This window comes from Hespellia stercorisuis DSM 15480 (assembly GCF_900142165.1).
Classification (GTDB): domain Bacteria; phylum Bacillota; class Clostridia; order Lachnospirales; family Lachnospiraceae; genus Hespellia; species Hespellia stercorisuis.
Window position 1 is genome coordinate 20,777 of sequence record NZ_FQZY01000034.1, and the last position, 23,229, is coordinate 44,005.

Sequence of the window (23,229 nt, forward strand, 5' to 3'; positions counted from 1 at the left end):
CTGTCCTTCTCATTTTCTATTTGATTTCCGGTTTCTTTATCTTTTGTACCTCCCGGTCATAAGTGAAGATTCCGTTAACTTCCTCCTCCACATCCGACACCTGCGTGTACACCGTGGCACACAATCCCCCCGGAATCTCGCTCTCTGCCTCCTGCTGCCGTTTCCGGTACTCCGCATTCAGAGAATCCATATCTTTAAATGTACCATAACCATACAGCTTTTCACAAGCACTATGTCCCTTCACACGCAAAGAATATCCGCCAAATTCCGACAGCACGGTCGCTCGCTCCTTTTCCGGGAGCAGATTCAGTTCAAAAAAGTAGTTGTGAATGCTCTGCATATCACCGCCGCCCTGGTCGAACCATCCGCTCGCCTGATCGATCAGCCGGGTCTGGTCAAGTTCCCGCACGATATCCGTCATGTCTGCAGTCTGAAACTGTCCCCATCCTTCGTTGAAAATCACCCATGTACATATACTTGGATGTGAATATAGCAACTCAATCGTTTCTTTCATTTCTTTCACAAATTCCAGACGCCCCTCTTTGTCCCGTCGGGAGAGCAGTCGTGTATAGCCGTCCTTCCGGCTCTTTCCCATTCTGGTCAAAAATGTTGCCAGATAAGTGACGTACCAGAATTTGTAGGCAGTTCCTCCATTTACCATATCCTGCCACACGATCATCCCCAGCCGGTCACAGTGATAGTACCACCGCTCCGACTCGATCTTGAGATGTTTTCGCATCATATTAAACCCCATCTTCTTCATTTCCATGATATCGAAGATCAGAGCCTCATCGCTTGGCGCGGTATAAAGTCCGTCCGGCCAGTAGCCCTGATCCAGCACTCCCCGCTGAAAACAGGGCTGATGGTTCAGACAGAGCCGCGGAGTATCCTGCTCGTCCTTCTCCAGCGTGAAGCAGCGCATGGCAAAGTAGCTCTCCACATGATCCCCGCCCATCTCCACGGAGAACGAATACAGATAAGGGGTCTCCGGCGTCCACGATTTCATCTGCGGAATCGAGATCTCGATCGCCGTGTTCGCCAGACCGTCCGCACATGCGATACATTGGCGTTTGTCTGCGTCAGCCTCTCCCGCCGCTTCTGACCGCACAGCATCCTCCGCCACTTCTGACAGCTCGGCATCATCTGCCGCATCTGACAGCACTGTATCACCCATCGCTTCTGACCGCACAGCATCCTCCGCCACTTCCGCCTCGGATACCTCGATCCGCACCGGACATTCAATCTCTGCGCGCACTTCAATCCGAATCTTCTCTTCATCATACAGCGGCGTGCAGACCAGCTTCTCCACGTAATTATCCGGCACATATTCCATCCAGACCGTCTGCCAGATCCCGCTCTGGGCCATGTAGAACATACCGCCCCGCTTCAGGCTCTGCTTGCCCCGCGCATGCCAGGAGGTGTCACTCACGTCCTTGACCTGAAGCATGAGCACATTATCTCCCGCCATCAGATAATCCGTGATATCAACAGTAAAAGGCAGATATCCCCCTGTATGCCGTCCTGCTTTCTTACGGTTCACATAGACCTGACATGCCTGATCCACCGCGCCGAAATGCAAAAGCGCCCTCCGCCCTACCAGTTCCTTCTTCACCGGAAATGTGCGGAAGTACCAGAGATATTCATCCGGCTGCAGCTGTCTTTTCACGCCGGACAACGCCGTTTCCGGAGAAAATGGCACCAGAATCTCACCATCATATTTGAGGGGAATCCCGGAATCTTTTTGAAATGCGTATTTCCAATATCCGTTCAGATTCACAAAACTGTCCCGGACCAGCATCGGTCTCGGATATTCCTCCAACACGTGATCCCCATCCAATTCTCTTCCCCATTTTGTATATAGCTGCTGCATAATCTGCCTCCCTTTGTAAGCATAACGGGAGACACTCCCACCGACCGGCAGAATTGTCTCCCTCTTTTCTGTTCTTTTTTATCTGTAATGTCTTCATTCGCTGCTATGCATACTCTATTTGCTGTGCATCTGCATTCACTAAGTGTACCCTATTCTCCGGCTACTTCCTGCTCTTCAGGATCACCGCAGAATGCCGCCCCAGATTGAGCACAACCTCACCATTCTCGACGATATACTCATCCGGTTCCACCGAATACCCTTGCTCATACGTCAACAGCAGCCGGCGCATACGACCGGTCATCGGTACCTCGGCAAGCCATACCGGCACCGTGATCTCCCGCACTTCCTTGCTGTTGTTCAGAATGACAACAATCTGCTCATCCCCCTGAAATCTTCCGTAAGCCAGCACGTTATCACTCCATGTAAGCATGCGCAGAGAGCCGTTACGGAACACCTTATGTTCTTTATGGATCGCAATGATATCCTTGTGGAAATCAAGAAGTTCCCTGTCTTCATTCCCCCATGGGTAGGTTCTCCGGTTGTCCGGATCCGTGAATCCGCACAGCCCGACCTCATCGCCATAGTAGATGGTCGGCGCACCGACCCAGGTCATCTGCATCGTCACCGCCACACGCATGACCGCTTTGTTCACGCCCTCCTCGGCAGCCTTCGTCCCCAGATTTTCCACACGCCCTGCAATATGGTTTGTTCTTGTCAGGAACCGGGAATGATCATGGTTGGACAGCTCGTTCATCGCCACCTGAAGAGACGGTGTCAGCATACTCGCCATAAAATGGTTCATGCTGTTCACAAAGTTGTTTGCATTGCCCCAAAGATCAACACGGCGCTCGTCGCTGTGCTTCTCCATTCCGGTCAGGAACCAGGTGAGCGGCTCCATGAACGCGTCATAGTTCATGACACTGTCCCACTCATCTCCGCGCAGCCAGTCCTTCGGATCACCGTAATGCTCCGCGAGAATCAGCGCATTGGGGTTCGCCTCCTTTACCGCCTGACGGAAATTCTGCCAGAACATGTGATTGTATTCATTACTGTAACCGAGATCCGCGGCCACATCCAGTCTCCATCCGTCCACATTGTACGGCGGTGAGACCCATTTTCTGCCGATGTCCAGAATGTACTGCTCCAGCTTCGTTGAATCCTCATAATTCAGCTTCGGAAGTGTATCGTGTCCCCACCATCCGTCATAGCGATAATTGTACGGCCAGTTCTCCGCCTTCTCATCCGAGAAATGAAAGAACGTGTGATACGGGCTGTCCTGTGAGACATAAGCCCCCTTTTCATAAGCCTCCTGCTGGTCGTAAATACGCTCTCTGTCCATCCATTTGTTAAAGGATCCGCAGTGGTTGAACACGCCGTCCAGTATCACCTTCATCCCACGCTTGTGCAGCTCCTCAACCAGCTCCGCAAACAGCGCGTTGCTCGCCTCAAGATTTGCAATGTCACCGGTACGGCTCTGGTACTTCGTGGCGCGGGTGTTGTCCGTCACGCCCTCGGGCAGAACCTCCCCGCCATCATGAACAATCTTCCCGTAATGCGGGTCGATGTAATCATAGTCCTGAATATCGTATTTGTGGTTGGACGGTGAGACAAAGAGGGGATTAAAGTAGATGACCTCCACCCCAAGCTCCTGCAGATAGTCCAGTTTCTCAAATACTCCCGCCAGATCCCCGCCATAGAAATTCCGGATATCCGGATTGGACGGCGGACGGTCCCAGTCACGAATCTTTCTGCTCGGTTCCCCAATATAAATGTACTCCCGATCCTCCACGTCATTGGTCTTGTCCCCGTTGCGAAACCGATCCACAAAAATCTGGTACATCACCGCACCCTTGGCCCAGTCCGGCGTGGAAAATCCCGGCATGATCTCAAAATTATAACACTCCACCGGCGCATCGGCTGCACCGCACTTATGGTAATAACAGACCTCGTCGCCTGCCTTAATCTCAAAACAGTACGAAAATACCTGTGTGTCGAGCATTACCAGATAAGCGTAATAGTCAAAATTCTCTCTGGTCTCCGCTTTTTTCATCAGATATCGTTCCCGCCCTGCCACGAGATACACTTCTTCTACGTCATTTTTTTCCGTTCGGAAATATATCGTCACCGATGCATTCGGATACGGATCCGGCGGAACAACATAATTCACTGTCCCGTCGGAAAATAAAGCCTCTCTATTCATCAAACAGCCCCTCAAACTCATTTCTTGTGATTTTTTCTTTTTCTAAAAGCAGTGCAGCGCAGGCCTGAAGAACTGAATCATATTCCTGAAGAATGGCTCTCGCCTTGGAGTAGCACTCATCGATGATCCGTTTTACTTCCTGATCGATCGTACTCGCCACCTGCTCACCATACCCCCGTCCGGAATGTCCAATATCCCGTCCGATAAACACCTCATCGCTGTCGTTATCATAGTTGATCAGTCCCAGTGCCTCGGACATACCAAACTTCGTTACCATTGATTTTGCAAGGGCAGTCGCCTGCTTAATGTCCTGAGAAGCTCCCGTTGTGATATCGTCAAAGATTTCTTCCTCCGCAACACGTCCCCCGAGAGATACCGTGATCTCCTGGAGCATCTGTCCCTTTGTGTTAAACATATCGTCATTCATCGGAAGGGGCATCGTGTATCCGCCCGCTCCGCCAGTCGGAACGATGGAAACCGAGTAGACCGGTCCCACATCCGGCAGCACATGGAACAGGATTGCATGACCCGCCTCATGATATGCTGTGATTTTTCTTTCTTTGTCGGAAACCACACGGCTCTTCTTCTCCGGTCCGATTCCCACCTTGATAAATGCGTGGCGGATATCCGACTGCAGCAGATACATGCGATTTTCCTTGGCCGCCAGAATCGCCGCCTCGTTGAGCAGGTTCTCAAGATCCGCTCCGGTAAAGCCTGCGGTTGTCTGCGCAATCTGTTTCAGATCCACATCGTCCCCCAGCGGTTTGTTCCTCGCATGGATCTTCAAAATGTCTTCTCTTCCCTGCACATCCGGGCGTCCCACGATGACATCCCGGTCAAAACGTCCCGGTCGCAGGATTGCCGGATCCAAAATATCCTTCCGGTTCGTCGCCGCCATCACGATGATTCCCTCGTTGACACCAAATCCGTCCATCTCCACCAGCAGCTGGTTCAATGTCTGCTCGCGCTCATCATGACCGCCGCCCATTCCGGTTCCACGTCGTCTTGCAACCGCATCGATCTCATCGATGAAAATGATACACGGCGCATTCTTCTTCGCGTCTGCAAACAAATCTCTCACCCGGGATGCGCCGACTCCGACAAACATCTCCACAAAATCTGATCCGGAGATAGTAAAGAACGGAACGCCAGCCTCCCCGGCTACCGCCTTGGCAAGCAGGGTCTTACCGGTTCCCGGAGGGCCCTCCAGCAGAACTCCCTTGGGAATCCGGGCTCCCACCTGAATATATTTCTTCGGCGCCTTTAGGAAATCCACAATCTCCTCCAGCTCTTCTTTTTCCTCTTTTAATCCGGCCACTTCTTCAAATGTAACCTTCTTTTCGTCCTCCGTGCTGAGCTTTGCACGGCTCTTTCCAAAATTCATGGCCTTGGCGTTGGTTCCGCCTCCGCCCTGACGGTTCATCAGCACAAACAAAAGCATGACTCCCCCGAACATGATGATCATAGGGAGCAGCATTGTCGACAGCCAGGAATCCTCCGGGATATTTGGCATCTCATAATCGATTTCCCTCTTCTCCAGAAGCGCCTGCACGTCGTTGACATCTGACACATACACTGTCTTGGCGTCCTTCTCACTCTCGCCGTCCTTGAGCGTCACTGTCACTACTCCTGTAGGAACTGTTTTGTTCTGATTGATTATAACTTTACTGATATTATTTCCTTCCACTTCCTTCACAAACTGTGTGTAGGTCATCTCATTGTTCTGTACCTGCATCCGGTTTGCGAACCAAAGCACAAGAAGGACCAGAATAATCACGGAAAAAACAGTCGCTCCGCTGATTCCTCTATACTTTTTATTATCCAACTTCTCGGTTCTCCTTCCAAACTTCTCTTTTACTCTATCCCCTCTACCACACCGATAAAAGGTAAATTTCTATACTTCTGTGCGTAGTCGAGTCCATATCCCACAACAAATTCGTCCGGAATACTGAATCCGACGTAGTCTACCTTCACATCTCTCACTCTGCGGTCCGGTTTATCGAGCAGAGTACAGAGCTTCATGCTGTTCGGATTTCTCTTCTCAAGAATCTCCAACAGGTAGGACAATGTCCTCCCTGAATCGATGATATCCTCCACAACGAGCACATCCTTGCCCTCCAGCGTCTGATCCAGATCTTTCGCGATGCGGATGACTCCGCTGGATGCGGTTGCGTCCCCATAGCTGCTGACGCTCATGAAGTCCATCGTGACCGGAACCTCAATCCGCTTGGCCAGTTCGCACATAAAAAAAACGCCGCCCTTGAGCACGCAGATCAGATGCACCTGCTTTCCTGCATACGCCTCGCTGATCTGTTTTCCCAACTCCCTGACTCTCTTGTCTACCTCATCTTCCGGTACCAATACCCTAATTGTCTCTGCCATACCAATTTCCTCCGTCTTGTTCAACTTTTATTTGCAGTACTTTTTTTGTGTATTCATTTATCTGACAATCAATTCCCATCCGATACCCGGGTATCCAGTGAATCTGATTGTTCTGTGCGATCAGCAGAAGTGTATCGCGCACTTCGCCCGGTATCTTATTATTGATAAAATAAGACTTCAGCTTCTGTGTCCCACCGTTTTTGTCAATGGAAATGTAATCTCCGGTCTGTCTCGTCCGCACAGTCAGTTTATCTTTTATTATATCATGATCGCCTTTCGCCTTTCGCCACTCGTGCAAGCACGGTGCCTCACTAGTGCTCATTATATCATGATTCGCACTTTCAGTGCTTGACGCTGCTTTGCAGCTATCATGATCGCCTTTCGCCTTTCGCCACTCGTGCGAGCACGGTGCCTCACTAGTGCTCATTATATCATAATCAAACCATTTCGTGTAGGTCTTTTGCGGGATCTGATTCACAGAAAAATCTTCTCGATTTTCCAGAATCGTGCAATTTATTGTCACTCCCAGATCCGGAATCGTCGTCACTCCTGGAATCTGCAGCTCCACCGGCTCTATCCCCGGCTCACTGCGCGCACTTCTCCTGCGGATGACCACCCCCTCATAGTCCCGCACCGCAAGCAGTCCGTAGGGCAGATCCAGACTCCGGCCGACCTGTCTGTCAAACAGCTCCCGCACCGCGCGGATGTGGATCCGGGTGATATCCCGTTCCTTCTGCGCCACCTGGGAAATACACCGGATCAGGATCATCCTGCCGATCACCTCCGCCTGCTTCTCATACTCCGATTTCCGGATAAGCAGCTCCATGCCGCCTTTCCCGGGATTTTCCGCACCGCGGTCCGCCACGCACTGTGCAAAGGCCAGGTTCACCTGATCCTCCATATAACGCTGAATCTCCCGCATCTGGCTCATGGCCGCGTTGATATGCTCTACACTCTGGCGGTTCACATGCTCCTCAAAAAAGGGGAGCACATGATTGCGCACCCGGTTTCTTGTATAGTCGTCACTGATATTGCTCTCATCCGTCCGATACGCGATCAGGCGGCTCCTGGCATACTCCATGATCTCCCTGCGCTCCACGCACAGCAGCGGCCGGATCACACTGCCTCTGACCGGGCTCATGCCGCCCATTCCGCGAAGACCGGTTCCCCGCGCCAGATTCATCAGCAGCGTCTCTGCATTGTCATTCTTGTGGTGCGCCATCACGACCTTCGTTCCACCGTATTCCTGCCGCACCTGCGCAAATGCGCTCCGCCGGACGTTTCTCCCGGCCTCCTCCAGCGAGCAGCCGGATTTTTCAGCCACCTTCCGCACATCGATCTGCCTGCTCACGCAGAGAACCCTGTGCTCCTTACACAGCATCTCCACGAACTGTTCATCCTCATCGGCCGCCTGTGCCCGAAGCTGGTGGTTCACGTGCACGACGATCATCTCAAAACTGTATTCCTTCTGCAGTTCCAACAGCACGAAAAACAGGCATACCGAGTCCACACCCCCGGATACGCCAACAATCAATCGATCTCCATCCTCTATCATATGAAATTGTCTTATATATTTTTTTACTTTTTCTATCATAGTATCACTATAACATATCCGGCAAATCGTATCAATGCCAACTCGATCGTCATTTTCCTCAGCATTTCCACAATCCTACCACAAGCACGGTCATATCGTCCAGCGGCGCCTCCCCATTCCAGCCCAGCACCTGCTCCAGAATGTGGTGTGCCATCTCTCTGGCATTGCTCTTGCTGGTTCCGGAGATGATGGTCTCCAGAATCAGATCCTGCTCCCCCACTGGAAGTGCATCCAGCACACCGTCCGTTACCATAATCAGAAAATCCCCGCTCTCCATCTGCCGTTCCAGCATATCCACCTCCAGCTTTTGCAGCACCCCCACCGGGAGGCTGGTCGAGCTCAGATGCTCCACGCTGTTTCCCCGCTTGATAAATGTGGAGGACGCCCCTGCCTTGATGAGCCTGCAAACCCCGGTATACAGGTCGAATACGGTCATGTCGATGGTTGCAAAATGTATCTCCTCCCGCCCCATGACGAGCGCGGTGTTGATCATCTGTATGGCGCTCTTCACCGGAAACCCGGCCTCTAAAAACTCCTCCAGCAAATCCATCACCACGGTGCTCTCCCGGCGCGCACTCTCTCCAGCTCCCATGCCGTCAGAGATTGCGACCGCCTGTTTTCCGCCGGGGAGGTGCGTCATCATGAAGCTGTCCCCGGAAATCTCGCTGCAGCCTTTTCCGATCTTGGCGATTCCCGGAAGAATGTAGTACTCTGGTCCGTCGATGGCGACCAGTGTGACATACTCTCTGCCGAGCACCTGTCCCACTTCATTCTGCCAGACCAGATCCCGGTCCGTGACCTCAGAGACCACGCGCAGGATCTCCCTGCATGACACGCAGGAATCCCGCATCGCCCGGGCGGTGAGATACACCATATATTTCCCCTCCTCCGTGATGAGAAATGTTGTGTAGAGCACTCTCGCCCCCAGCTTCTTGAGGCTTGTCTCGATCCGCTTCGCGCTGCGCTCATCCGAGATGATGCTGTCCTCCAGCTCCCTCGACTCTGCCTGGATCATATCAGCAAATGTATCCAGCTGCAACGCACAGCCTTCCCTGCTCCATGCCATCTTATTCAGCCACAGCATATTTTTCTTCGCATCGTGAAACACATCCAGTGTCTCCTTCAGAAACTGCGTAGCTCTGACACAGCGATTCTGGAGCTTTCGTTTCATCTCCACATTCAGTTCATTTCCGTAGGTGTCGATAGCCGCCAGCACTTCATATCCCATCTGCCAGGTGCCCACCTGCTGTTCCCCCCAGCACCAGGCGCATTTCTCACAGTGGGTGCAGACCCGCTCCTTTACCTCCAGGAACATATCCTCCACCTCTTCCCCGGAGAAAGAGCGCTTCGGTTCCTCCAGACGCAGAAACATGCGCGACAGCTGGCGCAGTGAATTTGCAAATTTTTCTATTTGAATCGCATACGGACTCGTGTGCAGCACTTGTCCCGTTTCCATTTCTTCCATATCGGCTCCCCCATATCCAAAAGAAAAAGCTTTAGGATCATCTCCTAAAGCTTTCTTTTGTACGATTATTCTTCTTACTTCATTACTGTGCCTTGAATATGACCTCATTCGGGTCAACCAGTCCAAGACGCTCCTCCGCGATCTCCTTCACGTAGTCGTCAGTCACCACATAATCCTTAAATTCTGCGATCTCTTTCGAGCGTTCCTTCTGCTCTGCGATCTGACTCTTCAGCTCCGTCTCTTGTTTCTTGTACTCCTTGTTCTTTGCCTGCAGCTCCATCGATTTTGCAAACACCATAACAGTGAGCAGCAGCAGAACGGCGCTGATCAACATCATACTTCTTTTATGACGCTTTACACGTGTTTTTTGTCTGATAACGCGCTTGTTTTGCTTTGCCATATTTTGTACTCACCCATCTTATTCATTACATTAAGCACCCCTACTTAAGTAATTTTATTCTACTTGTTTTTCGAAGACTTTTCAAGTCTTTTCTCAATTTCCAACAGAAAAAACATCAATTTCTTTTTCACAAAAACGCAGAGAAAAACGCCACCAACAACACCTAGTACAAAATACCACCGAATGCTACCATAAGTTGTGACATACATGCGATAATAAAAAAAGATACTGATTCCCACCCAGAAAATCAGATCTTCCAGTTCCACGATTTTTCTGCCATGCCGGAAAATCCCGCGGAGCACGATGAGCAGGTAGTAAATACTCATGGCCGTCATTCCGGTCAGCAGCGCATATAAAAAAACTATCCCCTCATTCTTTAATCCCGCCATACGCTCTTACTTAAACAGCTTTGCGAGAAAAGTCTCTCCGGCTGCCTTGCCGCTCAGGTGTGTCTCGGAGTAATTGACGCTGTCGATCTCCCCCACGATATCGACCTCCCCCTTCTCTACACTGAGCCGGTTGACGTGAAGATCCTTCCCCTTCATCAGAAGCATTCCCTGCTCCGTCTCCAGAAGGATTTCGTTCAGATCAAAAGAAAGCACATCCAGCACACCGGTTGCCGTGCTCGTCTTTCGATTATTGATTACCAGTTTATGCGCCTTTACGGGCAGATGTTCTTCCATATGCTCTGACCTCCGTTACTTTGTGCGGGTGATTCTTCGATACCAGATTCTGTAACCTGCTCTATTATATATATGCCGGTGGCGGGCGAGATATTCCAGTTCGAATCGTAGGGGACGGAAGGGGACAGGTTGAGGGGCAATTGGGGACGTAGCAAAGTGTCACTTTGCTACGTCCCCAATTGCCCCTCAACCTGTCCCCTACCCGTCTCTTATAGATACTCGAACAGTTCTTTGGCTGCTTCTTTTTTCGTCGTGTTCTGGATGTCCAGCACGCGCACTTTTACCGTCCTGGTTCCGAACTGGATCTCGATAATATCTCCGACCTTGATCTTGACAGATGCCTTCGCCACATTGCCATTGACCAAAACCCGTCCTGCATCACATGCCTCATTGGCCACCGTACGGCGCTTAATCAGGCGGGATACCTTTAAAAATTTGTCTAATCTCATAATTTGTCTTACTCCTTTTACCCAAAGTTAAAATAAGAAGCGGTCTGGACACAAACATCCGAACCGCTTCTCACTCTATTCACACCGCTTAACATAGCGTGTCTATTTTTCATTCACAGCGTCTTTTAAAGCTTTTCCAGCTTTGAACTTAGGTGCCTTGCAGGCCTCGATCTTCATTGTTTTTCCTGTCTGAGGATTTCTACCTTCTCTTGCAGCTCTCTTACTTACTTCGAATGTACCAAAACCTACCAACTGGATTTTTTCATCTTTTTTTAACTGATCTGTCACAACATCAACAAAAGCCTTCAGCGCTTTCTCAGAGTCTTTCTTTGATAGTTCTGCCTTCTCAGCAATAGCTGCGATTAATTCTGTTTTGTTCATGGATTAATTCCTCCTCTTAATTATATTAGAATACCTTGTACTCTACACGTGTTGTGAGCAGGCTTCACACTTTGTCCTTTGCGTGAAGGTCGCCCTTATCTAATGTTATACCCGCTCACCCCCTGTTTGTCAAGGTATTTCGCCCATTTCGGGAGGGTTTTGGTCGTTTTTTACCGTTTTTTTCCACTTTATTCACAGAATGTTATTATCCTCTGCCATTCCCTGTCCTTACTCGGTTTTCACAGATTACAGCATCTTGTCGATCATCGCGAGCACTTCTTTACCCAGGCTGTCTGATTTTTCATCTGCATCCTCAAGGGAGCTTCCTTTGATTCCGTAATAGAATTTGACTTTCGGTTCTGTTCCGGAAGGTCTCACGCAGAGCCATGCATCGTTCTCCAGCTCATAGTAGAGCACGTTGGAGGATGGAAGTCCGGTCGGTGTCACATCGCCGGTCTTCATGTCCCTGATGGTGTCTTCCTTGTAGTCTCTCGCTCTCAGAACCTTGTATCCGCCAATCTCTGCCGGCGGGTTCTTTCTCAGTGTGTCGAGAATCTCCTGGATCTTCTGAAGTCCCTCAATTCCGGCAAGTGTGATTGCCTGAATTGATTCTTTATAATATCCGTATCTCTCATAAATATCGAGCATTGCATCCCACAGAGTCTTTCCCTGTGTCTTGTAGTAAGCAGCCGCCTCACAGAGTGCCATGGTCGCAACGATCGCATCTTTGTCTCTTGCATATGTACCGATCAGGCAGCCGTAACTCTCTTCAAATCCAAAGAGATACTGACCCTTTCCTGTCTTCTCAAATTCCAGAATCTGCTGTCCGATGAATTTGAAGCCGGTCAGCACTTCTCTGAAGCCTGTCCCATAATACTTGGCGATCGCATTCGCCATCGTAGATGTAACAATCGACTTGATAACAAATCCGTCATCCGGAAGTCCCTTTGTCGCTTTCATCTGCCCCACTTCGTAATCACAGAGCAGACAGCCTGACATATTACCGGTCAGAACCTTGTACTCTCCGGACTTTGTATCTTTAACGAACACACCCAGTCTGTCGGCATCCGGATCCGTCGCAAGCACAATATCAGCATCCACTTCTCTTGCCAGCTTCAATCCGAGTACAAATGCCTCGTCCGACTCTGGATTCGGGTATGAAACAGTCGGGAAATCTCCATCCGGAAGTTCCTGCTCTTTTACCACGTAAACATTCTCAAATCCCAGCTCCTTCAGGATACGTCTCGCCGGAATATTGCCGGTTCCGTGAAGCGGGCTGTAGACAACCTTCAGGTTCTTGCCTTCCGCTGCGATTGCATCCGCATGGATTACCTGTTTTTTCAGTTCAGCCATATAAGTGTCATCGATTGCTGCTCCGATTGACTCGTATAATCCTGCACTCTTCGCATCTGCCAGGGACGTAGTCTTCATGGTGGTGTAATCTTCGATTGCTTTTACCTCATCCATGATGCCTTTGTCGTGAGGCGGTGTGATCTGTGCGCCGTCCTCCCAGTACACTTTATAACCATTATAGTTAGATGGATTGTGGCTTGCTGTAATGTTGATGCCTGCGATGCAGTTCAGCTCACGCACTGCGTACGACAGTTCCGGTGTCGGTCTCAGCGACTCAAACACGAATGCTTTGATTCCATTTGCAGCCAGACAGAGTGCAGATTCTTCTGCAAACTCCGGTGACATATGACGTGAATCGTAAGCAATGGCAACGCCGCGCTCTTTACCGCCGCACTTCACAATGTAGTTGGCAAGCCCCTGGGTTGCTTTTCTGACCGTGTAAATGTTCATGCGGTTCGTGCCCGCTCCGATAATTCCACGTAAACCTGCTGTACCAAATTCCAAATCCGTATAGAAACGTTCTTTGATCTCGTTATCGTCCGCTTTGATGGCCTCCAACTCTGCTTTTGTATCTGCATCGAAGTATGGGTTCGATAACCATTCCTGATATCTTTCCTGGTATTCCATATGTGTACCTCCCTAATTTTATATGTTCCATTATACAACAGCATATTTCAAAAAGGAAGTAATTATATTCCCCAAAGTGTGCAATTATTGGTGTTGTGAAAAGCGGAGGGGCACCGCCGGGGAGAGAGTCCTGCGGCCCTGCCCCCTACCCCAGGAATACGGTTTTTACGAACCGGAGTCGCTCCGTGGTTTCGGCTGTTGCCGCGCGAAGCTTCTCACGGTTTTTTACAGATACCATGGCTTTGTTGGAGAGGTAGTAGGCGTTGACGATCTTCCAGAACTTTTCCGGGTACGTCAGACGGATGGCGATGTACTCCAGCTCTTCCTCTGTGAGCGGGCAGATTCCTGCGTACATATCCAGGATCCTGCTGCCCAGCCCGCTTCTCCAGCGGTATTTTTCCATAACTTTTCTCAGGAAATAATAGAGATCCGCCACCTGTACATCCATGCGGAAATGATGGAAGTTCGTGGTTGCGATCCCGCCGGGCGCCATCAGCACGTTGTGATAGTTGTAGTCTCCGTGAATCAGTGTCTGCTCCTGCATGCTCATTTCGTACAGATGCTCAAAATCAGAAATTGCAAGTCGATCCTGTGTGTTCTGTGCGACCTCGAACATCTCGTCAAAGCAGGCGAGAAACTCTGTCTCAAATGCACTCTTTGTGCTTCGGTTCCTGACAAACCTGCGGACCTTCTTCAGCTCCATGTTGTGGCGCCGGTATTCCTCCGTCAGATTTCTGGCATTCCCCAGAAGTCCGGACAAGCTTTCTTCCTCCTGTACGGCATCTTCCGGCTGCTCCCGGCATTCTGACACCATTTCCATCGCTGTCTCTCCTGTCCTGGCTGATTCCATCCCGGCCGATCCGCACCCCGCACCGGTTCCCGTGCACCGCTCCGCGCAGTTTTCCCCGCACATTCCCGCACTCTTTCCCCCGCCATTTCCCGTGCCGTTTTCCGTGCAACGCTCCGCGCAGTTCTCCCCACCGGTTTCCGCGCTCTTTCCCGCGCAGACCACCGGCTCCCGCCGCATAATATCGCCGGTCATCAACAGATGCAGCCGCGCAAGATTCTTCGCCGCGCCGAGAACATCCCGCTCATTTTTCACATCGCACTCCGCCCCCTGATACCATTTCTTGAGAATATAACGGCTGCCATCCCGCCGCTCACTGACGAACTTCCCCTCTTTGTTGGCAAGCAGTGTATCGACCCGCTCGTACCCGCGCTCCTCCAGTCCGCTGCACAGTGTGTGGACGAGTGCCGCCCTCTTCTCCGCAAATGGAGCCGCCGAGAGCGCCATGATCCCCTCATTTGTTTCGCAAAAATAAGCACCCCTTATTTTGCGGGTGCTCATGATCTCTATAGGATACTGTTCCAAGACATCCAGTTCATAATCTCTCATACCTGCCCCCTGCATACATTCTGTCACTTTCGTCACCTTCCTAAATGTATGCAGGGGAGCCTGAAATTATGCTCCCCTGTCTTGGCCATTATTTTTTATGAAAGTATGGATAAAGTCCGGTTAACCTGTGCCGGGATTTCTCTGTCCTGCTTCTCAATCCTTTATCCTGAAAAAGCAGCACATATTGCTCCGTACGCCGGAAATACAAAGGTGTGTCTACGGATGATCACGCCCGTATCTTGATCGCCGCAAGCCGGAGCAGCTCCTTCTTGTCGTTCTTTTCCGGATAATCGATCACGATCGACAGCAGATAGTTCAGCATATCCCCCAGCTCCTTCCCCGGCTTCATGCCGAGCTCCATCAGATCGCGCCCCGTCACCGCAAGCTGCTTCAGCGATACACAGTCCTTGCTGGAGAGAACCTCCTGATAAATTTTCTGCATGTCCTGGATATTTTCGATCTTAGCGCGGCGCTCATAGCTGCTCTGCGCCATGATGTCCGCCATTCTCACCTCCAGATACTGCGGAAACAGCTCTTCCCCAATACGGTACATGGCGCGGCGCACCGTCTTCGGCGTCGCGACCGTCCGGTAGTCGTGGTAACACACAAGACGCGTCACCTTTCTGACCGTCTCGTTGTCGAACTTCAGACGGCGCAGCACTCTGCGGGCGATTTCCTCACTCACCAGTGCATGCTGCTTAAAATGATCCACGCCCTTCGCATCCGTGGTCTTCATCTGCGGTTTCCCCATGTCGTGGAACAGCATTGTCAAACGCAGGACTTTATCCGGCGGCACATTTTTCATCGCTTCAATCGTATGTAAATCCACATTGTAAATGTGATGGGGCGTGTTCTGTTTCACGCCTGCCATCTCATCCCACTCCGGCAGAATCACTCTGGTGATTCCCAGTTCGTAGGCATCCCGAATTAGTTCCGGATGGTCGGAGGTCACCATCTTCACCAGCTCGGCCTGAATACGTTCCGCGCTGATGCTTTCCAGATTCCCGGCCAGATCCCGGATTGCCTCCGCCGTCTCCTCCTCAATAGGAAATGCGAGCTGGGCCGAGAACCGGACAGCTCTCAGCATACGCAGTGCATCCTCCTGAAACCGTTCCCGCGGATCCCCGACGCAGCGGATGATATGGCTGTTGAGGTCCTTCATCCCGCCGAAAATGTCCACCAGACGCTCCATATCGTTGTAAGCCATCGCATTGATCGTGAAATCTCTGCGCTTCAGATCCTCCTCCAGACTCCGGGTGAATACCACTTCTTTCGGATGACGGTTGTCTTCGTACTCCCCGTCAATCCGGTAGGTCGTCACCTCAAACCCTTCTTTTCCGACCATGACTGTCACCGTCCCGTGCTCAATGCCCGTGTCGATGGTATGCCGAAATATTTTCTTCACCTTCTCCGGCGTGGCCGATGTGGTGATGTCCCAGTCCTTCGGCACTCTCCCGAGAACAGAATCCCGCACACATCCCCCTACGATATATGCTTCAAATCCATGCAATTGTAGATTTGTTATAATAAAATTTACCTTATTCGGCAATGGTATCTTCATGGATAACTCCCTCTTTCCAATATAATGCGGCGGCATCGGCGATTGACGGCAACACAGTCCGCTGGCCAAATAGGATTGTGCTAGTTCATACTATAGGAAATCCCCAGCCTTGACAGCATATCGGCCTCTCTTTTTTGACAAGTAAATATTATAACCTGTTTTTTATGTTCACTCAACCATTTTAATGTAGTTTTTAAGCGATTCTCATCATAAAATACAAAAGTGTCATCCAGAATCACCGGAAATTCCTCCCCGTAAAGGATTTCTGCCGCCGCCATACGCAATGCAAAATAGACCTGTTCGATAGTTCCGCGGCTCACCTGCTCGATGGGAATCCGTTTTTCCTGGGTAAGTAAAAACATATTCAGCTTCTCGTCAATATATAACTTCGTATATTTTTCTTCTGTGATCGCCGCGATCACCGCAGAGGCTTTGTCATTGAGCACATTTCCGAACTCACCCACGATCTCCTTCGAAATTGTGGTCAGTTCCTGCTCCGCTAACAGCAGCGCCTGACTCTTCCGGTTCTGCTGCATGTACTCCTCACTCACCTCATCCAGTTCCGAGAGCTGCTCCTCCAGATTGCTGTACATAACCTGTTTTTCCTGAAGTTCCGCCTGAATCCGGTTGGATTCCCAGTGCAGCTTGTCCACCCGGTTCTTTTTCTCCTGCAGCGCACTCCTGCGCCGGGCCGCCTGTCTCGTCTGCTCCAACTCCCTGGCCGCAGCCAGCCTGGCTGCTTCTGCCGCCTCACGGGCAAGCTTTGCCTCACGCTCCGCAGTCTCCCGGGCCGCTCTGGCCTCAGCCTCGGCCACAGCGCGTTCCCTTTCCAGTCTTTCCCGCTCTCGCTCCAGCTCTTCCCGCGCTCTCTCCTGCTCTTTCCATGCCCGCTCTTGTTCCTCCCGCTCCCGCAGTGCGGTCTGCTCCTGCACCTCGCGGCTGCGGTCGGACAAGACCTGGAAGGAGAGCACTGCAATGGCAATGACAGCCGCTCCCAGGGCCCCCAGATAATTCCAGGGCTTCGGCACTGCAAGCAGCGCAGCCACAGCGGCCACAAGAGCGATTATAATCGTCACGTAATGTCTGCCAACGGCTTTCCATAGGGGTTCTGTGGATTTCGCGGACTCTGCAGGTTTCGGGGACTCTGTAGGTTTCGCGAATTCCGCGTACTCTTCCTCCGCACACTCTTCTTCCACACAGCCGTCCGTCGTGCGCTCTTTCTCCATGTACTCTTCTTTCGTACACTCTGCCTCCACACGTTCTCTCTCCGCACGCTCTTCCTCCGCGCGCCTCTTGCGCTCCTCGGCCTCCATCGCCTGAATCTCCGTCTCCAGCTGTCTGGCCAGACTCGCATTTTTCCGGATTTCCAGCTCAATCTCCGCCTCATCCCGCTTCAGCTTCTCCAGATCCCGGTGCACATAATTTTTCTCCTGCTCCACCTTCGCTCTGGCACGTGCCTTCTCCTGGGCCACCTGCTTCATGGCGGCATCCGCCGCCTTCCTCTTGCTCTGAAGGTGATCCAGGGCCCCCTGCAGATTGATGTCGCTGTTTCCTGTGGCATAATAATTCGCCGCGTAATTTTTCAGTTCCTTCGACAGCTCCTGATTCGTCTCCACGCAGAGCTGCCCCACCGCGATCGTATTTTCAAATGTGGACGCCGTCATGTTCTGCAGAAGCATGTCCAGATCCCCCTGCTCCAGCGAGAGCTCCTCGCCATCATCCTCGCAGATCAGACTGGAGCTCTTGGAATACTTGTCAAAGCTGCGCTCCAGACGAAAGTTCTTCCCGTCGCAGCAAAACCGCATGACGCCGGCATAATAATTCGGATTCTCCCACGGCTCATACTGACTGAACGTATCATTTCTGGACGCCCGCCCGCGGCCGCGCTCGATTCCGAACAGCATCCCCTTGATGAATGTATATAAAGTGGATTTTCCAAACTCATTTTCCCCATAGAAAATGTGGATTCCGCCCCTGATCAGAAACGTCCGGTCGGAAAATTTCCCAAAATTTTTCAAATATAACTCTCGAATCTGCATCATGCTATCGTTCCTCCAAAAGCGCCTGCACGCCCTCATACAGTGCCTGGTACTCCACGCTGTCCTCGTCGCTCCCCATGAACTTTGCGATAAATTTGCCCAGCAGATTGTCTGCATTCTGCTCCATCAGCTTCTCATAGTCGTAAGCCGGCTTCGTCTCGTCTGCCATCTCGATGATGTTGCCGTACGCGTCCATGCTGTCCAGATCAAACAGGATATCCGGGTCGCGGAACCCCCGCAGGATCACCTTATAAATGTTCCCGGTTCCATGACTTTCGATCTCTGCCTTCACACGCGCCTTGAGTGCACCGCTCGTCATCGACTCATCCACCATCACCTGCAGGTGAATGTACTCCCGCATCGCCGTCGGAATAAATTCCAGAGACATTTCCGTATCTGTGAATGTCCCTGCCACAATCCCGTGCATTCCGGTATCATTTTTGTCCAGCGGCTCCAGTGCCCCGGCAAACATCGCCTTGTCCGGCAGCAGAATCTGCGGCTTGTGAATATGTCCCAGCGCAATATAATCAAATCCAGAATTTTTAAGCTTTTCTTTATTCAGCGGGATGTGCTTCTCATCCCCGCCGTGAGCCAGCAGGATCTCCACGCCATGCTCCCGCGGCGCCGTCACGTCATCGTACAGCGGCTCTGTGATCTCCCGCGCATCATAGCTGAACCCAAACACTGCCGTGTCCAGCTCCGGAAATTCCACGCAGTCCAGTCTCCGGTCCAACAGCGGATACACATTTTCATTCCATGTAAAAGTTCTATAATAAGAATCCGCCTTCAGATAATCGTGATTTCCCACAATAAAGACTACCTTCGTGTGACTCAGCTTCGAGAACAGGAAGTTCGCTTCCTTCAATTCCCGCAGAAGCGGCTGCCGATGAAACATATCCCCTGCAATCAGCAGAAGATCCGTCTGCTCGTCCTCACAGCGGTCAATGACGCGTCCAAGGCTGTCCCACAGCTCCTGACCTCTCGTCTCACTGTATGATTTCCCCGCCTCCGGAGCCGCCCCCAGATGTACGTCCGCAATATGAATGAATTTCATCAAACTCCTCCTTTCGTCAATTGGGTCAATTGGGGACGTAGCAAAGTTGCAACTTTGCTACGTCCCCAATTGCTCCTTGCTCTGTCCCCAATTGAGCAGATACCGTTGAACGTTAAAAAATCTCTGTCACGTTTTTATAGCCACCAGTCTTTTATAACTGATATTCTTTCTTTATCCACGCGCTTCTACAGCTCGCAGTTGTTCACTGTTCTCGGGAATGGAATGACGTCGCGGATATTCGACATTCCTGTCAGGTACATCACGCAGCGCTCGAATCCCAGACCGAATCCGGCATGTCTCGTAGAACCATATTTTCTCAGATCCAGATAGAACTGGTAATCTTCTTCTCTCAGTTCCAGCTCCTTCATGCGGGCAACCAGCTTCTCGTAGTCGTCCTCTCTCTGGCTGCCGCCGATGATCTCGCCGATTCCAGGTACCAGACAGTCCACTGCTGCCACCGTCTTGTTATCCTCGTTCATCTTCATGTAGAAGGCCTTGATCTCCTTCGGATAATCTGTCACGAATACCGGACGTTTGTAGATCTCCTCTGTCAGATAGCGCTCATGCTCCGTCTGCAGATCTGTTCCCCAGGATACCTTGTACTCAAATTTGTCGTTGTGTTTCTCGAGAATCTCAACTGCCTCGGTGTAGGTTACTCTTGCAAAATCAGAAGATGCAACCAGCTTCAGGCGCTCCAACAGTCCCTTATCCACAAAAGAATTGAAGAAATTCATCTCCTCCGGCGCTTCCTCCAGCACGTAGTTGATGATATATTTCAGCATATCCTCCGCCAGATTCATATTGTCCTCCAGATCCGCAAATGCGATCTCCGGCTCGATCATCCAGAACTCGGCCGCATGTCTTGTGGTGTTCGAGTTCTCCGCGCGGAACGTCGGACCAAATGTATAGATGCTCCGGAACGCCTGTGCATAAGTCTCACCGTTGAGCTGTCCGCTCACGGTCAGGCTGGTCTCTTTATTAAAGAAGTCCTTCGAATAATCCACAGTCCCATCCTCGTTCTTCGGAAGGTTCTCCATATCCAGCGTCGTCACACGGAACATCTCGCCCGCACCCTCGCAGTCACTTCCGGTGATCAGCGGTGTGTGTACGTAGACAAAACCTCTCTCCTGGAAAAACTGGTGAATCGCATATGCAATCAGCGAGCGCACGCGGAACACTGCCTGAAATGTGTTCGTTCTCGGACGCAGATGCGAGATGGTCCGCAGATATTCCAGTGTGTGACGTTTCTTCTGCAGCGGATAATCCGGAGCGGAGCCGCCTTCCACGGCCACCTCTGTTGCCTGAATCTCAAACGGCTGCTTCGCCTGCGGCGTCGCCACCAGTGTTCCGGTCACAACGAGCGCAGCCCCCACGTTCTGTTTAGAGATATCGGCAAAATTCTCCATGCTGTCATGATACACCACCTGCAGCGGCTGAAAGTAAGATCCGTCGTTCACCACGATAAATCCAAATGTCTTGGAATCACGAATGCTGCGGATCCACCCTCCAATGGTGATCTCCTTATCCAGAAACTGCTCTGGATTCTTGTATAATTCCTTTACTGTTGTTAACTTCATGATTTAGTTCTCCTTTTCCCCAATTGATAAAACCTCACTAAATGTATTTAGTATACCATATCTGTATTTTTTTGAAAATACACAAAACACGCAAAAGAGACTGAACTGCTCCGGTTCCCCGATTCGCCCCCCGTTTCCACTACGCCCAGGACATCTCCTTCGCGCTCTTCCATCTCTCGACATCACCGGTATACTGCTGATTCAGCCACTCCACCAGCTCGTCCATCCCCTCCGCGGTAAATGGAAATGCCTGGCTTGTCTTCTCCTCATCTGCCGTATTCTCAAAACAGTACGGCTCCGGATAGACAAATGCCGTCACGCTCTCTCCCTTGTCCAGTGACTTTATATAGTAGCGCATTCCCTCATAGCTCCCGGTATGGGGAAATTTCTTCAGTCCTAAAAATGGGATTCCTTCTTTTGTAATCATAGTCTGTTCGTCCTTTCTGAAATGCTGTAATTAAGTCAAACCGGATATTCGCTGCCCGAAAAATCAACTCGTTATATATTCTATCATAATTTTAATCTTGCTGATACGAAGCTTTTTACATAATATTCCATACCGCAGCCATAAGCTGCAATCAAGCTAAAAACATAAAGCAACATTTTCATTATGCACGAATTCTTTTTTCTGCACAAGCCTGAGTTTTTTCAGTTTTATTCTAGCTGTATTTACAGGTGAATGCACATAAAATCAGCCGACATCCGGCTGTAAACAGAAGTCCTTTTTAGCGAATACGTAGAATATAAATCAAGCAGTTTCATTTCCTTGACACACAAAAATATCTCACCTATAATAAGTAGAAATTAGCAATCTAATTAGAAAATGTATGATATCGAAACTAAGGTGTTTCAAACAAATTGTTTGAAACGCCTTTTTTATTGAATCACACATGCATGGGAGGAGCAAAATGAAACAGATGAAACAAAAACTGGTAATTACAATCAATAGACAATACGGGAGCATGGGTGGAAAAGTCAGCGCCAAAGTTGCTGACAAACTGGGAATCAAAGTTTTTGATGATGAAATTATCGACCGAGCCTCTGCGAAAAGCGGAATCAAAAAAGACTATTTCTATCAGGCAGAACGTTTTGCCGGCATTGGCAGCAATGAGAGTTTGATTTATTCACTTGTAAACCGCATCAACGAGATCGAAAATCAGGAAATGATGCCCAACAAGGAACTTCTGCAAAAAATTTACAGTGTACAGAGCACGGTCATCGAAGAGTTGGCCGAAGAACAATCCTGTATCATAATTGATCATGTGGGGTGTCATGTACTGTCCAGGCATCCAAAATGCGTAAAAGTTTTCACCTGTGCAGAACTCAGTTACCGCGTCTCCATGGCCAAAAAGATGCTGCATCTCAGTGATGAACAGGCTCTCGCACATATCCGCGAGATTGACGGCGAACGAAAATCCTATTTTGAAAAATATGCTCGCCATCAGTGGGATAATCCAGAAAGCTACGACATGAGTCTGAATATCCGAAGCATGGGAATTGACGCGGCGGCCGACGCAATTTACGCGTATGCGAACCAACTGTCTTGACACCAGATAGCAACTGATTTATTGTAGATGTATATAGGAACAATATAAAAAGAAACGATATTTTAGATGAATAATAGAAAAATTTTTCAGGGATTGACTTTCCCATACACGAAACATAAAATTAAAACTATCTTAAGGACGTTGAAGCGAAGGTGCTGAGCAGAATTGTTTTCTGCAAAGCACCTTTTTTGTATTCGAAAATCAGCCACTACATGGTAGGGTGAAGCTTCAAAGTAGCGGTATATCGAAAACACTTAACGCCTTTGGGAATCGCAGCAGACACAAATAAAAAAGAAAAGAGGAAATATATTATGAAAAAAATGTAACTGTTCAGAACTCCATTAGTTAAAGATGATATCGGAATTCCCTAAAAGGGCTTCTCTGATTGCTGTAAAAGCATTTATTCCATGCTTATGAGCAGTCCCAATATAGCTCATGATTGTAAGATATTCCTGTGCGCCTTCCTCACTGCGAAAACATCCTGAGACCTTGGTTTTAACCTTAATCATGCGCAAATCACGTTCCGCAAGGTTATTATCAAACGGAACACAGAGATTCTTTATAAATAAGCAGACTGATGCCTTGTAATTCACAAGTCTGTCAATTAGATTTAGTACCTTGGTCTTTTTCTTTCGACCACGCTTTTTGGTT

Annotated in this window: 20 protein-coding genes; 1 reads left to right on the forward strand and 19 read right to left on the reverse strand. The window is 50.1% G+C overall.

The annotated features are described in order from the left end of the window. Positions 1-16: 16 nt before the first annotated feature. The 18 genes from BUB85_RS12005 to BUB85_RS12090 all read right to left on the reverse strand — a co-directional run bounded on the left by BUB85_RS12005 (position 17) and on the right by BUB85_RS12090 (position 21,458). Entirely contained in the window at positions 17-1,870 is a 1,854-nt protein-coding gene (locus tag BUB85_RS12005) for a glycoside hydrolase family 2 protein (RefSeq protein ID WP_073110782.1), read from the reverse strand. A gap of 160 nt (positions 1,871-2,030) precedes the next feature. Next, positions 2,031-4,070: a glycoside hydrolase family 13 protein gene (locus tag BUB85_RS12010; RefSeq protein WP_073110784.1), complete on the reverse strand. Its 2,040-nt coding sequence runs from the start codon at positions 4,068-4,070 to the stop codon at positions 2,031-2,033. Continuing rightward, the gene (gene ftsH, locus BUB85_RS12015) at positions 4,063-5,895 is read right to left on the reverse strand and encodes an ATP-dependent zinc metalloprotease FtsH (protein WP_073110786.1); all 1,833 of its coding nucleotides are present in this window, start codon (positions 5,893-5,895) and stop codon (positions 4,063-4,065) included. The genes BUB85_RS12010 and ftsH overlap by 8 nt, the downstream gene beginning before the upstream one ends. A 29-nt stretch (positions 5,896-5,924) precedes the next feature. Next, the gene (hpt, locus tag BUB85_RS12020) at positions 5,925-6,452 is read right to left on the reverse strand and encodes a hypoxanthine phosphoribosyltransferase (protein WP_073110788.1); all 528 of its coding nucleotides are present in this window, start codon (positions 6,450-6,452) and stop codon (positions 5,925-5,927) included. Continuing rightward, positions 6,436-8,007 (reverse strand): tRNA lysidine(34) synthetase TilS, encoded by a 1,572-nt coding sequence (tilS, locus tag BUB85_RS12025; protein ID WP_159434642.1) that lies wholly within the window; start codon positions 8,005-8,007, stop codon positions 6,436-6,438. Before tilS ends, hpt begins: the two co-directional genes overlap by 17 nt. Before the next feature lie 97 nt (positions 8,008-8,104). Further along, complete coding sequence (locus BUB85_RS12030; protein ID WP_073110824.1) at positions 8,105-9,502, reverse strand: SpoIIE family protein phosphatase; 1,398 nt, start codon at positions 9,500-9,502, stop codon at positions 8,105-8,107. A 91-nt stretch (positions 9,503-9,593) separates the two neighbouring features. Then, positions 9,594-9,911, reverse strand: coding sequence for an FtsB family cell division protein (locus tag BUB85_RS12035; protein WP_073110792.1), 318 nt, complete (start codon positions 9,909-9,911; stop codon positions 9,594-9,596). Positions 9,912-9,970: 59 nt separating this feature from the next. Continuing rightward, on the reverse strand, positions 9,971-10,300 hold the full coding sequence (yabQ, locus tag BUB85_RS12040; protein WP_073110794.1) for a spore cortex biosynthesis protein YabQ: 330 nt from the start codon (positions 10,298-10,300) through the stop codon (positions 9,971-9,973). Positions 10,301-10,306: 6 nt separating this feature from the next. Continuing rightward, positions 10,307-10,594, reverse strand: a complete 288-nt coding sequence (yabP, locus tag BUB85_RS12045; protein ID WP_073110796.1) for a sporulation protein YabP — start codon at positions 10,592-10,594, stop codon at positions 10,307-10,309. Between the two features lie 209 nt (positions 10,595-10,803). Then, positions 10,804-11,043, reverse strand: a complete 240-nt coding sequence (locus BUB85_RS12050; RefSeq protein WP_073110798.1) for an RNA-binding S4 domain-containing protein — start codon at positions 11,041-11,043, stop codon at positions 10,804-10,806. A gap of 102 nt (positions 11,044-11,145) precedes the next feature. Continuing rightward, complete coding sequence (locus BUB85_RS12055; RefSeq protein WP_073110800.1) at positions 11,146-11,424, reverse strand: HU family DNA-binding protein; 279 nt, start codon at positions 11,422-11,424, stop codon at positions 11,146-11,148. Between the two features lie 246 nt (positions 11,425-11,670). Next, the gene (locus BUB85_RS12060) at positions 11,671-13,404 is read right to left on the reverse strand and encodes a phospho-sugar mutase (protein ID WP_073110802.1); all 1,734 of its coding nucleotides are present in this window, start codon (positions 13,402-13,404) and stop codon (positions 11,671-11,673) included. Positions 13,405-13,549: 145 nt separating this feature from the next. After that, positions 13,550-14,800 (reverse strand): protein kinase family protein, encoded by a 1,251-nt coding sequence (locus tag BUB85_RS12065; RefSeq protein WP_143160710.1) that lies wholly within the window; start codon positions 14,798-14,800, stop codon positions 13,550-13,552. 226 nt (positions 14,801-15,026) lie between these two features. Continuing rightward, positions 15,027-16,361, reverse strand: coding sequence for a CCA tRNA nucleotidyltransferase (locus BUB85_RS12070; RefSeq protein ID WP_073110806.1), 1,335 nt, complete (start codon positions 16,359-16,361; stop codon positions 15,027-15,029). An 80-nt stretch (positions 16,362-16,441) separates the two neighbouring features. Next, positions 16,442-18,403 (reverse strand): ATP-binding protein, encoded by a 1,962-nt coding sequence (locus tag BUB85_RS22215; RefSeq protein ID WP_073110808.1) that lies wholly within the window; start codon positions 18,401-18,403, stop codon positions 16,442-16,444. A gap of 1 nt (position 18,404) precedes the next feature. Further along, the gene (locus tag BUB85_RS12080; RefSeq protein ID WP_073110810.1) at positions 18,405-19,454 is read right to left on the reverse strand and encodes a metallophosphoesterase family protein; all 1,050 of its coding nucleotides are present in this window, start codon (positions 19,452-19,454) and stop codon (positions 18,405-18,407) included. A gap of 185 nt (positions 19,455-19,639) precedes the next feature. Further along, a complete protein-coding gene (gene asnS / locus BUB85_RS12085) occupies positions 19,640-21,031 on the reverse strand; it encodes an asparagine--tRNA ligase (RefSeq protein WP_073110812.1) in 1,392 nt (463 codons plus the stop codon). 139 nt (positions 21,032-21,170) lie between these two features. Then, the gene (locus BUB85_RS12090) at positions 21,171-21,458 is read right to left on the reverse strand and encodes a hypothetical protein (protein ID WP_073110814.1); all 288 of its coding nucleotides are present in this window, start codon (positions 21,456-21,458) and stop codon (positions 21,171-21,173) included. A 481-nt stretch (positions 21,459-21,939) separates the two neighbouring features. Here BUB85_RS12090 and BUB85_RS12095 point away from each other — a divergent pair, with 481 nt between their 5' ends. Continuing rightward, entirely contained in the window at positions 21,940-22,578 is a 639-nt protein-coding gene (locus BUB85_RS12095; protein ID WP_073110816.1) for a cytidylate kinase-like family protein, read from the forward strand. Positions 22,579-22,919: 341 nt separating this feature from the next. Here BUB85_RS12095 and BUB85_RS12100 read toward each other — a convergent pair. Next, on the reverse strand, positions 22,920-23,229 hold a 310-nt coding region (locus tag BUB85_RS12100; protein ID WP_143160711.1), incomplete at its 5' end, for an IS66 family transposase.

Excerpts from the sequence above, each read along its gene's own strand:
- BUB85_RS12005 (WP_073110782.1), bottom strand. The coding sequence starts at position 1,870 with ATGCAGCAGCTATATACAAAATGGGGAAGAGAATTGGATGGGGATCAC.
- BUB85_RS12010 (WP_073110784.1), bottom strand. The coding sequence starts at position 4,070 with ATGAATAGAGAGGCTTTATTTTCCGACGGGACAGTGAATTATGTTGTT.
- hpt (WP_073110788.1), bottom strand. The coding sequence starts at position 6,452 with ATGGCAGAGACAATTAGGGTATTGGTACCGGAAGATGAGGTAGACAAG.
- tilS (WP_159434642.1), bottom strand. The coding sequence starts at position 8,007 with ATGATAGAGGATGGAGATCGATTGATTGTTGGCGTATCCGGGGGTGTG.
- BUB85_RS12030 (WP_073110824.1), bottom strand. The coding sequence starts at position 9,502 with ATGGAAACGGGACAAGTGCTGCACACGAGTCCGTATGCGATTCAAATA.
- BUB85_RS12035 (WP_073110792.1), bottom strand. The coding sequence starts at position 9,911 with ATGGCAAAGCAAAACAAGCGCGTTATCAGACAAAAAACACGTGTAAAG.
- yabQ (WP_073110794.1), bottom strand. The coding sequence starts at position 10,300 with ATGGCGGGATTAAAGAATGAGGGGATAGTTTTTTTATATGCGCTGCTG.
- yabP (WP_073110796.1), bottom strand. The coding sequence starts at position 10,594 with ATGGAAGAACATCTGCCCGTAAAGGCGCATAAACTGGTAATCAATAAT.
- BUB85_RS12050 (WP_073110798.1), bottom strand. The coding sequence starts at position 11,043 with ATGAGATTAGACAAATTTTTAAAGGTATCCCGCCTGATTAAGCGCCGT.
- BUB85_RS12055 (WP_073110800.1), bottom strand. The coding sequence starts at position 11,424 with ATGAACAAAACAGAATTAATCGCAGCTATTGCTGAGAAGGCAGAACTA.
- BUB85_RS12060 (WP_073110802.1), bottom strand. The coding sequence starts at position 13,404 with ATGGAATACCAGGAAAGATATCAGGAATGGTTATCGAACCCATACTTC.
- BUB85_RS12065 (WP_143160710.1), bottom strand. The coding sequence starts at position 14,800 with ATGAGAGATTATGAACTGGATGTCTTGGAACAGTATCCTATAGAGATC.
- BUB85_RS12070 (WP_073110806.1), bottom strand. The coding sequence starts at position 16,361 with ATGAAGATACCATTGCCGAATAAGGTAAATTTTATTATAACAAATCTA.
- BUB85_RS22215 (WP_073110808.1), bottom strand. The coding sequence starts at position 18,403 with ATGATGCAGATTCGAGAGTTATATTTGAAAAATTTTGGGAAATTTTCC.
- BUB85_RS12080 (WP_073110810.1), bottom strand. The coding sequence starts at position 19,454 with ATGAAATTCATTCATATTGCGGACGTACATCTGGGGGCGGCTCCGGAG.
- asnS (WP_073110812.1), bottom strand. The coding sequence starts at position 21,031 with ATGAAGTTAACAACAGTAAAGGAATTATACAAGAATCCAGAGCAGTTT.
- BUB85_RS12090 (WP_073110814.1), bottom strand. The coding sequence starts at position 21,458 with ATGATTACAAAAGAAGGAATCCCATTTTTAGGACTGAAGAAATTTCCC.
- BUB85_RS12095 (WP_073110816.1), top strand. The coding sequence starts at position 21,940 with ATGAAACAGATGAAACAAAAACTGGTAATTACAATCAATAGACAATAC.